12 protein-coding genes and 3 tRNA genes are annotated in these 12,900 nt (G+C 36.9%); 11 read left to right on the top strand and 4 right to left on the bottom strand.

Annotated elements, in window-relative coordinates; all coding sequences use genetic code 11:
- The first annotated feature begins 64 nt into the window (after nt 1-64).
- From WKH56_RS17515 to WKH56_RS17490, 6 genes are all read left to right on the top strand, one after another.
- Entirely contained in the window at nt 65-508 is a 444-nt protein-coding gene (locus tag WKH56_RS17515) for a hypothetical protein (RefSeq protein WP_033578900.1), read from the top strand.
- Nucleotides 509-609: 101 nt separating this feature from the next.
- Nucleotides 610-846, top strand: coding sequence for a hypothetical protein (locus WKH56_RS17510; protein WP_013056931.1), 237 nt, complete (start codon nt 610-612; stop codon nt 844-846).
- Between the two features lie 174 nt (nt 847-1,020).
- A complete protein-coding gene (locus WKH56_RS17505; RefSeq protein ID WP_063248050.1) occupies nt 1,021-2,673 on the top strand; it encodes a DUF2339 domain-containing protein in 1,653 nt (550 codons plus the stop codon).
- A 127-nt stretch (nt 2,674-2,800) separates the two neighbouring features.
- Nucleotides 2,801-4,882: a DNA topoisomerase III gene (locus WKH56_RS17500; RefSeq protein ID WP_063248049.1), complete on the top strand. Its 2,082-nt coding sequence runs from the start codon at nt 2,801-2,803 to the stop codon at nt 4,880-4,882.
- 81 nt (nt 4,883-4,963) lie between these two features.
- A complete protein-coding gene (locus WKH56_RS17495) occupies nt 4,964-5,401 on the top strand; it encodes a YrvL family regulatory protein (protein ID WP_048021025.1) in 438 nt (145 codons plus the stop codon).
- A 240-nt stretch (nt 5,402-5,641) separates the two neighbouring features.
- Nucleotides 5,642-6,976 (top strand): FAD-dependent oxidoreductase, encoded by a 1,335-nt coding sequence (locus tag WKH56_RS17490; protein ID WP_063248047.1) that lies wholly within the window; start codon nt 5,642-5,644, stop codon nt 6,974-6,976.
- An 83-nt stretch (nt 6,977-7,059) separates the two neighbouring features.
- On the opposite strand, the gene WKH56_RS17485 is transcribed toward WKH56_RS17490, so the two are convergent.
- From WKH56_RS17485 to WKH56_RS17470, 4 genes are all read right to left on the bottom strand, one after another.
- On the bottom strand, nt 7,060-8,181 hold the full coding sequence (locus WKH56_RS17485) for a GerAB/ArcD/ProY family transporter (RefSeq protein ID WP_310884427.1): 1,122 nt from the start codon (nt 8,179-8,181) through the stop codon (nt 7,060-7,062).
- A 25-nt stretch (nt 8,182-8,206) separates the two neighbouring features.
- The gene (locus WKH56_RS17480; RefSeq protein WP_310884428.1) at nt 8,207-8,440 is read right to left on the bottom strand and encodes a hypothetical protein; all 234 of its coding nucleotides are present in this window, start codon (nt 8,438-8,440) and stop codon (nt 8,207-8,209) included.
- A 96-nt stretch (nt 8,441-8,536) separates the two neighbouring features.
- Nucleotides 8,537-9,658 (bottom strand): GerAB/ArcD/ProY family transporter, encoded by a 1,122-nt coding sequence (locus WKH56_RS17475; protein WP_230683510.1) that lies wholly within the window; start codon nt 9,656-9,658, stop codon nt 8,537-8,539.
- Between the two features lie 22 nt (nt 9,659-9,680).
- Nucleotides 9,681-9,803 (bottom strand): hypothetical protein, encoded by a 123-nt coding sequence (locus tag WKH56_RS17470; RefSeq protein ID WP_258873802.1) that lies wholly within the window; start codon nt 9,801-9,803, stop codon nt 9,681-9,683.
- Nucleotides 9,804-10,162: 359 nt separating this feature from the next.
- On the opposite strand from WKH56_RS17470, the gene WKH56_RS17465 reads away from it, so the two are divergent.
- From WKH56_RS17465 to WKH56_RS17445, 5 genes are all read left to right on the top strand, one after another.
- Complete coding sequence (locus tag WKH56_RS17465) at nt 10,163-10,432, top strand: hypothetical protein (RefSeq protein ID WP_014460213.1); 270 nt, start codon at nt 10,163-10,165, stop codon at nt 10,430-10,432.
- Between the two features lie 366 nt (nt 10,433-10,798).
- Nucleotides 10,799-12,193, top strand: coding sequence for a phospholipase D-like domain-containing protein (locus tag WKH56_RS17460; RefSeq protein WP_342836109.1), 1,395 nt, complete (start codon nt 10,799-10,801; stop codon nt 12,191-12,193).
- 240 nt (nt 12,194-12,433) lie between these two features.
- Nucleotides 12,434-12,507 (top strand) — tRNA-Trp (locus tag WKH56_RS17455).
- A 26-nt stretch (nt 12,508-12,533) separates the two neighbouring features.
- Nucleotides 12,534-12,615, top strand: a tRNA-Leu gene (locus tag WKH56_RS17450).
- A gap of 20 nt (nt 12,616-12,635) precedes the next feature.
- A tRNA-Gly gene (locus tag WKH56_RS17445) sits at nt 12,636-12,707 on the top strand.
- Nucleotides 12,708-12,900 lie beyond the last annotated feature (193 nt).

The following is a 12,900-nucleotide window of genomic DNA, read 5'->3' as shown; positions in this document are numbered from 1 at the left end:
TAAGCTGAAAAAAGAGGTTATTTGTATCTCTTGTCGTATTACATACATAAGGGAGGTGACTGAGATGTTAAAAAATGAAGAGTTTGCGCTAACAAAAGAATTAACAAAAGAACAGCAAGAAGCTGCACGAAATTTTATTCAAGTGTTGTTCCAAGAAGATTTATCTGAATTTTGGAACATATTATGTGATATCGATAAGTCTCGTATTTACGGCTTGTATGAAGCAAACCACTATTACGATTCGGATGTTGAACTACATGGATTTGTACAAGAAATTAGAGATAATGTAAGAGCGGTTTATGCGCCTCTTCAAGGGCAAGGAGGTATTTCGACGAAAGTTCGATATACAAGCGAAGGAAAGATGTATGTATACATATTAGGAAGTGGTGAAAACCCGAGGGTATATCCTGTTGGATTAATGCCTGAGACCTACATTGAAGAAGAACGTTTTTCTCAGCGTCTTCAAATTAGCATTTATAACGATGAGTTTCGAAACGTTGCGCTGTAAATTATATATAAATGGAAAAATAAAGAATAATAAAATTAATTTGTTAAAATAGCAATATTTGGGGTATGTAATAGGTATAACATTAAAAAGGGGTGAAAGAAATGCATTATTATCGTATTTCAGAGGGAGACCATGAAGAGTATTGTGAAACGATTCTGCTTCATGAAAAGAAGTTTTGCAAAGAAACATTTCAATCTATGGTGCGAGAAGCAATGAACAATAAGCCAGGTAAAATTGACCGTGTGGATATTGTTAAATATTTAATTGGTCATCATAGCTTTCAAGTAGCCCACATCGAAGCGGGATTTCACAGTACATACAGCGAGAAAGTGACATAAAAAAGGCAGCACATCCTATACAACGAACTTTTCTTTTGAAAAGGGCGCTGTATTTTTTTTTTGCTAAAAATAGAATGTTTCTAAGTAATATTCCTTTTAATGGTATAATAGTTAAGTGTTGTAAGGTATACATATAAAAATCACAAATACTTTAAAGAGAAAGGGTGAGGAAATATGGAAAACGAAAGAATAGAAGAGCTTGAACGAAAAATAAGCAGTTTAGAAGAAGACGTAGCCAAGCTAAAGTCGCTTGTATATAAAACAAATTCTCCAAGACCAGCAGTTCACGCTCCTCCCAAACAGCGCGAGGAGACGACTAAACGTCCTGCTCAAACAGCAGCTAAAAGCTCACAGGCAATAGAAGAGCCTGTTGATTGGGAAAAAGTCCTTTTTCAAACATGGCTGCCGAGAATTTTTATTTTCGTATTTATTATTGGCGTGCTATGGGGATTTAAAGCAGCCTCTGACTATGGATTAATGAATGAAAAAGCAAAAGTTGTTCTCGGTTTCGTTGTTTCGATAGGTTTTGCTGTGACAGGTCATTTCCAAATCAAAAAGGGTAGGCTGGTGCTCGGGCAAGTACTTGTAGGAGGAGCTATTCCTATTCTCATGTTAACGACGTTTGCGATGCATAGCCTATATCATTTAGCAGGACCAACGCTTGCTTTTATGCTAAATGCGAGTTGGATCATCTTAGGAATTGCAGCAACAGTCTTTTATCGTTCACAGGCATTAGGGATTATTAGCGCGGTTGGAGGCGTACTAGTTCCTTTTCTTATTGAAAGTAATTCGCCTAATGCTCTGGTTTTCATTGGCTATGAAACGTTTCTGTATATTGCCTTTTTATATGTGGCAATCAAACAAAAATATTCAATTTTATATGTTCTTTCCGCGGTACTATTAAATCTTACGCTACTCATTTATTACTCGTTTGTTGGTGATAATGGTGTAAAAGCGTTATTAGGTATGGCGATTCTGATTCAGCATTTATGCTTAATTTCTAGCTTTTTTCTATCACAATCCGTACTCCAAGTATATGCGTTTACCCTTCTATCGAGTTTAGCAGTTACGTACGGCTGGCTGCTTGCCGTTTTTGACGATGGCATGACCACCATGGTGCTGCTTGCGCTAGTTATTATTTACGCATTAGGTGTTTACACAGTAAGAAGTTCTAAAGAGAAATTTGAATTTTTTATTACCTATTTAATTGTTGCAGTAGCGTTTTTTATTCATCAGCTCGTCGATTTAAGAGAAGGAGTCATTTTATATGTGATTCAAGGACTTGCTGTTTACTATATCGCCATGACGTATAAAAATCTACTTCATCAACTGTTTTCTTATACGATTTATATACTGAGTGCCACGTATATCTTAGTTACACCAATCGAACAAGTGCTGTCTCTTCCGACATTAAATTGGGTTGTTGTGTTAGCTTCTATTCTAGTATTTGTATGGATCAGTATTCAAAAAACAGAAAAAGATGAGCACGATACATTCAAAATTGGAGGAAGTATTGTTTTTTCTATTCTTTCTTTAATTTTTGCAACGGAAGTGACGGTCGCTGGAACCACTGATCTTTCCGCTAATACACAAACGCTTATTATGACGGCCGTTTGGCTATGCTTGTCCATTGCTGCATTCGTAATAGGATCACTTCGAAATTTTAAAACAGCAACATATGTCGGCGTGGGCATTTTGTTCTTAACACTTTTTAAACTCGTTTTATATGATTTACCTTTTATCCCAATGGCTATACGAGCCTTGTTATTTATCGTTTTAGGAGCTATCGGTTTAATTATCTCGCGACTATTTTATAAAAAGAAGTAGCTAGAAGCTGAAGAGAAATTCTTCAGCTTTATTTATTATAATAGTATTATGTAAACTTAATCTTGAAGTCGTACAAAAAGTATACAATCATGTATAATGGAACAAGTGAATTGGAGGTATACATAAAATGAAATCACTTGTATTAGCAGAAAAGCCAAGTGTAGCACGTGATCTTGCGCGCGTGCTTGGCAGCACACAAACAAAAAAAGGGTATATTGAAGGGCCAAAGTATGTCGTAACATGGGCACTCGGCCATTTAGTTGAATTACAAACACCAGAGGATTATGATAACCAATATAAAACGTGGCGATTAGAAGATCTGCCAATTATGCCTGAGAAAATGAAACTAAAAGTAATTCGTAAAGTGAGCTCTCAGTTTCGTACAGTATCCGATCTAGCAAAAAGAAAGGATATTGGCGAGTTAATTATTGCGACTGATGCAGGGCGTGAAGGAGAGCTTGTAGCACGCTGGATTATGGAAAAGGTACGCTGGAACAAGCCGTTTAAACGTCTTTGGATTTCGTCTCAAACGGACAAAGCAATTCGTGACGGGTTTAAACAGCTAAAACCAGGAAAAGAGTTTAATCGCTTGTATGATTCAGCAGTTTGCCGTTCAGAAGCCGATTGGCTTATCGGTTTAAACGTAACGAGAGCGTTAACGACTAAATACGAAGAACCATTATCAGCAGGACGTGTACAAACACCGACGCTTGCGATGATTATTGAGCGTGAACAAGTAATTAACACATTCAAACCTAGTGAATATTGGACGCTTACAGCTCAGTTTTCGTCGTTTGAAGCAGCTTGGCAAAAGGGCAATGAAAAGCGCATTTTTGATGAAAAACGTGCAAAAGAGCTGCACTCAAAATTATCAGGTGAAGCAGTTGTGAAAACAATCAAGCGTAAAATGCATAAAGAAGCGCAGCCGCTTCCTTATGACTTAAATGAACTGCAGCGTGACGCTAATAAACGCTTTAACTTCTCTGCTAAGAAGACATTAAATGTACTTCAAAAGTTATATGAACAGCATAAGTTAGTCACGTATCCACGTACAGATTCTCGTTATTTAACAACAGATATGGTTTCCACTATGAAGGAGCGCTTGGAAAGCATCTCTGCTGTATATAAAGAAGAAGTTCGCCCAATTTTAAAAAATGCACAGCTGCCAAAACGAGTGGTGAATAACGAGAAAGTAAGTGATCACCATGCGATTATCGTAACGGATCAGCCTGTGTTTTTACAGGACTTATCAGCTGATGAACGAAAGCTATATGACTTAATTGCAAAGCGATTTATTTCGTTATTTTATCCTGCATATGAGTATGAAGTGGTCAAAGCCGAGCTTGAAGTCAATGGGGAACAGTTAGTAGCAAGCGGAAAGCAAGTTGTGAATGCAGGCTTTAAAAAAGTTTCTGGTGGAGACTCAGAAGCAACGGTGAAGCTGCCTGATATGAAAGAAGGCAGCAAGCTGAGCATTCAAGATGTAACGATGAAAAGTGCATTTACAGAGCCGCCGCAGCGCTATACAGAAGCCGATCTTCTTGGACAAATGGAAAAACACAACTTAGGTACGCCGGCAACACGCGCAGATATTATTGAAAAACTTCTGCAAAACGAATCCATTGATCGCCAAAATAACCGTCTGCACGCAACAAAAAAAGGAAAGCAGCTGATTGACTTAGTAGCAGACGAGTTAAAGTCTCCTGAGCTTACGGCTAAATGGGAACGTGACTTAGAAGCAATTGCTAAAGGAAAAGGAAATGCAAAAGAGTTTTTAACGAATATTCGCGAACAAACAGAAAAGCTTGTCAAGCAAGTAAAAACAAGTAATCAAACGTACAAACCTCATAATTTAACGGGCTCTAAATGTCCGGAATGCGGTTCTTTCTTAAAAGAAAAGAAAACAAAGCAAGGAAGAGTGCTCGTTTGTTCAAGCCTTGAGTGCAGCTATAGACGCGCAAAAGACCCTAAACTATCGAACCGACGCTGTCCGCAGTGTCATAAACGAATGGAAATTCATTCAGGAAAAGCAGGTACGTATTTCCAATGCCGTTCATGTCAAGTAGTGGAAAAAGCCGAGGACAAAAAGAAAAAGATTTCAAAACGAGAAGAACGAAAGCTTCTTAACAAATACAACGATGACGGAGCATTTGGTTCAAGCTTGGGAGATGCTTTAAAACAAGCTCTTCAAGATAAAAAAGATAAGTAAAGTAGAAGTGCGATACCACGGTATCGCACTTTTTTGGTATAATATGGATTAAGTGATGAGTAAGCAAGGTGGCGTGGAACAATGAAAAGAAAAAGCAGGGGAATGAATCGGTTAATCGCGTTCTTTATAGTAGGAACGATGGTACTAATCATTTTAGCTATCTTAATGGGAAGCTACTTTTTTGGTTTTATAGGCTTCCTTAGAGTGATGGGAGTGGAGTATGACTCTTACTGGGCCATATGTTTATTTCTATTTTTTATTTTCGTGTTTGGCTCTATCACAGAGCTTTTTTCAAAGGCGCTTATTTTTTTAATGAAGAATGCTAGGATGAACAGAGTATTATTTGTAGCATCTGCAGCTTTTGTGGACATATTTTTTACTTTTCTATCGGTTTATATAGCAGACTTGCTTGTAAGCGGAATCCGTGTATCTATTTTAGCGATGATTATTTTATCCGGTTTATTTTTTTTGTTAGAGAGTGCATTGGATAGTGAATTTCTACGTAAAAAAACAAGCTGATGAAATTGTTCATCAGCAGCGCATCAACAAAAAAAGCGCATCATATCAAGCTTCAATGCTATTTAAAGAACTCTGTAACATATTTTTTTAAAAAAGTATGTGATTTTTTTCACATATCTCTTGAAAAAGAACAAACATGTTTGTATAATAAGAATTGTAAAAGATATGTGAAACATTTCACAATATATGTGAAAAACTTCACAAATTATATTTTCTATAATCCTAAGGGGGATATCATCTATGAAAATTGCAGTAGTAGGGTGTACACATGCAGGAACAGCAGCAGTAAAAAATATGGCAGAACTTTATCCAGAAGCTAAAATTACAGTTTATGAGCGAAATGATAATGTTTCATTTTTGTCTTGTGGAATTGCGCTCTATGTAGGCGGGGTCGTGAAAGATGCAAATGGTTTATTTTACTCTTCACCGTCTGAATTGCAAGAGATGGGTGTAAATATGAAAATGAAACATGAAGTGACGAATATTGATACAGAAGACAAAAAAGTAGCGGTGCGAAACTTAGAAACAAACGAAGAATTTGAAGATACATTTGATAAATTAGTGATGACAACTGGATCATGGCCGATTATTCCAAACCTTGAAGGCATCGATTTAAATAATGTTGTGCTTTGTAAAAACTATCAGCATGCTAATCACATTATTGAAAAAGCAAAACAAGCAAAAAAAATTGCCGTAATTGGTGCGGGTTATATTGGTGCAGAATTAGTAGAAGCCTTTGAAGTGTATGGAAAAGAAGTCACGTTCATTGATAGTGCTGATCGTATTTTAAATAAATATCTTGATCCAGAGTTTACAAGCTTGATGGAAACTGAATTTAAAAAGCGCGGAGTCACATTAGCATTAAACCAAGCGGTTACTAAATTTGCAGGCAGCGATGGATCTGTTGAAAAAGTAGTGACAACTGCAGGTGAATATGAAGCGGATCTTGTTATTTTGTGTGTTGGCTTTCGTCCAAACACAGACTTAGTAAAAGGGCAGGTAGACATGCTTCCAAACGGCGCAATTGTGGTTGATGAATATATGCAAACAAGCAAAAAAGATATATTTGCGGCCGGAGATAGCTGTGCGATTTACTACAATCCGATTAAGAAACATGCCTATATTCCGCTTGCTACAAATGCGGTTAGAATGGGAACATTAGTAGCTCAAAACCTTGTTAAGCCGACGATTAAGTATATGGGAACACAAGGAACATCAGGGTTGCATATTTATGATTACAATGTTGCATCTACCGGCATAACTGAAACAGCGGCTTCTCTTTTTGATATGAATGTGAAAAGTATCACAATATCAGAAAATAACCGACCAGAATTCATGCCAACGTACGAAAATATTACGTTAAAAGTAGTATATGAAGAAGAAACGAGACGAATTGTAGGTGCACAGGTTATTTCTAAAATTGATGCTACTCAAGCAATTAATACATTGTCTGTATGCGTACAGCAGGAAATGACGATCGATGAGCTTGGCTTTATGGACTTTTTCTTTCAACCCCACTTTAATAAGCCTTGGCATTTCTTAAACCAAGCAGGGCTTCAAGCGCTTCAAGCATAAAAAAAGAGGCTGGGACAAAAGTAGTTGAGTCCAAGTAAAAAACGAACCATTCATCAACCTGTTCGATGAGTGGTTCGCTTTTTTTATGTGGATTTTATTATCTTTTTTATTTTAGCTGGTTTAAAACGGATCCACCCTATGATAAGAAGAATAAAAGGATATAAAGCTCCTAGCAAAAAACTATAGGGAATCCACGTTTCGGCTAACCATGTTTTTTGATAGGTAATGGTTGGGTACACAATAATGGAAAAAGTCGTAACAATTAATCCCATCGGTAACGTTAGAAATCGAGTTTCATTGATGTTAAAAATATGACAAAGTCCAGCGATGGAAGCATGAAAATAAAGAGAAACCTTAAAGAAAAGAGTAAGAAACCATATAATAGCAATAATTACCTCGATTCCTTGCAAAAAATTTCCCACCTCAATTCGCTTAGCCATTTCATATACAGGAAACATGGTAGTTGAAGAATGATACGAACCAATAACGATTATACAAGAAAAAATAACAATTACCATAATAAATCCACCTAGCAGGCTGCCGCTCATTAAAGCTTTAGCTCCTTTTTCAGGTTTTCTTAAATGAAGGGGGAAAATCATCATCAAAGGAGCAAAAGTAAAATAAGTAATGCTAAGAAAGATAAGAACCGAATGAGTCAGCGGCTTTAAGTGAATGTCCATTAAAGGCATAAGATTTTCAAGTTTCATTTGAGGAGTTAGTGAAAAAATAAAAATCCCGAGAAGGCCAACAAACCACGGGAAAAAGATTTCACAGCAGCGTGCAATTGTTTCTAGCCCGAGTCTTGCCCCGAAAACAACCACAAGCATAAAAATAATGTGAATAGCAAGCAGCGGCGTTTCCATCATAATATGGGTATTTAAAAAACTCCCGACGTAGTATACAATACGGCTGCACGTTATGACAGTAGATATGACAAATAAACAAGATACACCTTTTCCTAGATATTTTCCAAATACTACATCATTGATTTCTACCAGATTTTTATCTTCAAATAAAAGTCCGAGAGCAATATATACTTTCACTAATACAAATCCGCATGCTACTCCGAGGATAGAGGGAATCCAAGCAGTTTGCTTAGAATCAATAGTCATAGACGCTGGAGCAATAACAATTGTGCTTCCAATTGTATAAAGCATGACGAGCATGCGAAATTGAATCGTTGAAATTTTAACTACAGGTTTCACGGTGTTCACTTCCTCGTCTTACGTATTAAGATAATAAATGAAGTAAAAATATGCTGATTGGCCTGAAGATAGCAGCTGATAAATCAGAAGGATTTGGAACATATAAACCCAGTGCTTTACAGATGCTTACGGACATTCCAATTACAAGAACTGTGTAGAATAGCCATAATTCTTTCTTCGCTTTTTTTTGCCGTAAGTTAGGTACTTCAAACCAAATGACGAGCGTGCAAACAATAAGTAACCCCAATACCCCTAGCATAGACTAGCTCCTATACGTGAATAATTAATGTTATATTTTCCAGAAAAATAACTACTTATACTGAAGGTGCATTCTCTATTAAAGGTTTTTGATTTTTTAGTCGCTGTTAGAAGAATGCTGCTTTTTGTTTTGAATAAATCCTGCAATTAAAAGGAAAAGCGGATATAAGATGCCTACAACTAAGCTGTAGGGAATCCACGTTTTTGTATCCCAATCTTTTTGATAAGAAACGCTTGGATACACAATAAGGGAAAGTGTAATCATGATGAGTGCGACTGGAAAAGAAAATAGCTTGTAGTCCTTTATATGAAATACATTGGCAAACCCCAAAAGAGTAGCGTAAAAGTAAATGCAAAGCTTAAAAAAGAGAGTAATAAACCACAAAATAGCAATGACTACTTCAATTCCTTGAAGAAAGTTTCCTACATCAATTCTTCTTCCTAATTCATAGCTTGGAAACATGGTGATTTGGGAGTAATAAGGACTAAGTACTAAAATTCCGAGTAAGATTAACGTCACCATCACTAGCCCACCGGCTATATTCCCTATATAAAAAGATTGAGTGGACTTTTTTGTGTCTGGTGTATGAGAAGGAAAAATCATAAGAAGAATGGTATAAGTCAAAGAACTCATGCTTAAAAACGTTAAAACAGCACGAATAAAAGCTTTTGGATGTATTTCAAGCACAGGCTGAATATGCTCTATTTTAATTTGCGGAATCATAGACAAAATCAGAAGTCCGAATAATCCGACAAACCAAGGAAATAAAATCTCGGCACTTCGTGCAATAACTTCTATTCCTAGGCGTACTCCTACGATAACCACACCCATAAATGCAATGTGGATGGCTGTAAGCGGCGTGTAGGGAAGAATTTGTGTAGTGAGAAAATTCCCTACATAGTAAAGAACTTGACTGCTGATAAATAAATTGGATAATACAAAAACAGCAGAAACAATCTTTCCAAACAGTTTTCCTAAAATTTTTTCGTTCATTTCCATCAGCGTAAGCGTTGGAAACATTTTTCCTAGTGAGGTAAAAAGCAAAACTAAGCCAATTCCTGATGCTACACCGAAAAGTGCTGCAATCCAGGCGTCTTGATGAGCATCAGCTGTAATAGCGGCAGGCACAACAATAATTGTGCTCCCGATGCTATATAAAGTTACTAGCTTGCGAAATTGAGTAGCCGAAATATTGATTTCATTAAGCAAAATGAGCACATCCTTTTGCCATATACACGAATTAAGTGATCCAACGGAATAATAAGTGACTTAAAGGCTGAAACATTGCTTCTACCCAATCAGAAGGGTTCGGTAGAGGCAGTCGAAAGATTTTTGCAAGAGCGATCATCATACTGATTGTCATGAATAAAATAAAAATTTTCCGTTCCTTTTTATAAGAGGGTTGAGGTAATCTTTTTATTTCCATCCATATAATCCCTGCACAAATGATCAAAAAGGAAAGAAACAAGTGCATGCAGTCAACCCCAATATATTTTGACGTTCAAATAAGCTATTCGTATGATGTCCGCTAAAGAAAGTGATTATACATTTATGTAAAATATAGAAAGTATTTCAAGGGATAAAAGATATCATTGGATGCTCTTAAATAATAAAGGAATTCGTTATGCAAAATATTTACGCAGCTTCAAGCTATTGAAACGTCGTATGAATAAGTGGAAAAATGCCACACTATAGAGTGAACAAATAGAAAGGAGCACTATGATGAAAAAATTCCCATATAACAAAGATAAACAACAATCATTTCAAGCAGCACAGCAGGGGCATAAAGAAGCAGTAGATGCATATGAACAGGCAAATGAAGCTAAAAATGATGCATCGTATGGACATGAAGCGAAGCAAGCGATAGGTGAAGTGAACGAAGCCTCTCAGCAAATTGAGAATGCGCTTGAAAATGCTTCTGAAACACAGCGTCAGCGTTTAACTGAGTTTCAGCAAGACATAAAAGATATGGAAAACGACCTTAATCAATAAAAGAGTAGCTGTTTTACTTAGACTTACAGCAGGTTCATAATAGAGTATAAATTGCAAAAGCAGAAGATAATGAACTTCTGCTTTTTTTATTGGCAGAGTGAATGTAGGTTTCGTGTATATAATGGCTTCTAGCGGTTGTTTGGAGGGCAAGGCGAAGACTCCTATAGGGAAAACAGAATAGGTGAGACCCGGCAGGAGCGGAAGCGAAGGCTTGCACGGAAGTCAACAGTAGTGTAACAAATAATCCATCGTTCCATTCTTATTTTAAAAGGTATAGAAGTTAAAAAAGTAAGAATCCTAATAAAAACAGAACGATGAGAATGGAAAGGGATTGTGACAGGAAACATGCTAATAAATATACTAATAATGATTGTCGTATTGTACTTCATATATGTATTCGTAACTGCAGTGGTACTGTTTTATGTCCCTTTGCACAAGGGAAAAGACTTAAAAGTAATGAATACTGAGAATTTTTACGGAAAGAAAGAATCCACAGACCGCGTTATGCTTTTGGAAAACGGTTATTTTTCAGGGCTTGTTCGGATGCAGATGATTCAAGAAGCGAGGCATACAATCGATATTGCGTACTTTTCCATCGGCAAAGGTCGTTCGTCGGATTTACTTATGGGTGCTTTATTCGAAGCTGCGGACCGAGGTATACGTATTCGAGTGCTGTTAGACGGGATCTCTCATGGGCTAAAAGGCAAGAGAAAAAATGTTCTTTATGCTCTAGCTTTCCACAATAATATTGAATTAAAGTACTATGAGCCCTTTACTATTCTTAAACCTTGGACATGGCATAACCGTCTTCACGACAAAATAATAGTAGTCGATGGCCAATTAGGTATTAGTGGAGGACGAAATATTGGAGATAAATACTTGGCCAGTCAACCGGATAAAAATTTTGTCTATGACCGTGATGTGCTGATTTATAATACAAAGCAAGAAAGTAATAGTGTCATTCTTTCAATGGAGAAGTATGTAGAGAAATTATGGAACCACCCGTATACGGGCAAAGCTTTTCCAAAGCTCAAGAAAACTAAACAATTTCGTGGCCTTTCAGGAAAGAAATTGTTAATAGATCAATACGAAGAGGCCAAAAAAGCAAACGAACCCTTTGTCCATCCTTATATTGTATGGAGAGAATCAACGATGCCTACAAGAAAGGTTTCTTTTATTACAAACCCTATTCAAAGAATGAATAAAAGCCCTTTTATATGGAAAACGTTTATTAAGCTTTCCGAGCAAGCTGAAAAATCCATTGTCGTTCAAAGTCCTTATATTGTACCAACAAAAGAGATGGAACAGTATATAGATAAGTCAGTAAAATCTAAAGTGCGAAGAATTATTTTAACGAATTCTATTACGTCCACTCCGAATGCTATGGCTTTTTCTGCATACTTAGGAGTGAAAAATCGCGTCATGAAAGCGGCTTCAAAGCTTTATGAATATCAACAGCCTTATTCCATTCACGGGAAATCCGTTGTTTACGACCAGCGTTTGAGTGCAGTTGGTTCTTTTAACTTAGATTCACGTTCTGTATTTTTAAATACTGAATCGATGGTTATGATAGATAGTGAAGAATTTGCAGCCGAGCTAACAGGGGCTATTGAAACTAAAATTTCTCACAGTACGCTTGTGGGAAATGAGGGGGAACCTGTGGATTTTAATACGGATTCTCAAAAAAACGTGCCTCCTGTAAAATCTGCACTCCTCCATATTCTTTCAGTCTTCACGCGATTTTGGAGACATTTTGTATAGTTCTGCACTTTGCCTAAAAAAGGGCTTTTACAGAAAGCTTCTAAAAATAAATGGTAGAGGGTAAAAGGTGCTGCAACTGGCGGTGGAAAGTGTGAAAAGCTGTGATATGCCTCACAGTTTTTTTTGAAGTCGCCAGTACTAGTCATGATTCATAAAAAGGCCTATTGACGAAATTCCATATATGTTTTATTATAATATAGCGTCGTCAATAAACGAGGTTCTTTTGAAGAAGTCATTTCTAGGGGCATAGTTTAAAGGTAGAACTACGGTCTCCAAAACCGTCAGTGTGGGTTCGATTCCTACTGCCCCTGCCATTTTGGAGTTATTTTTCGATTCACACGCGGGTGTGGCGGAATTGGCAGACGCGCTAGACTTAGGATCTAGTGTCTTATGACGTGGGGGTTCAAGTCCCTTCACCCGCATCTTTACTTTTATATATTGCGCGGAAGTAGTTCAGTGGTAGAACACCACCTTGCCAAGGTGGGGGTCGCGAGTTCGAACCTCGTCTTCCGCTTCTTTTCAAAAGCAGTTTGCATGTGCAAACTGCTTTTTTTGTTGTAGAAATAAAGATTTTTACTATGCTGTTTTTAATTAGAAATAGTTTATTCAATCAGTGCTGCTTATACGTATCGTTTTCGTGAATATACACATATTATTGGGGTTACATTAAAAGCTAATGAACGATACGTGAAGACGTCTAATATGGT

The organism is Priestia sp. SB1 (assembly GCF_038898415.1).
The sequence above is the reverse complement of the archived record's forward strand: the minus strand, read 5'-3'. Positions and strand labels throughout refer to the sequence as shown.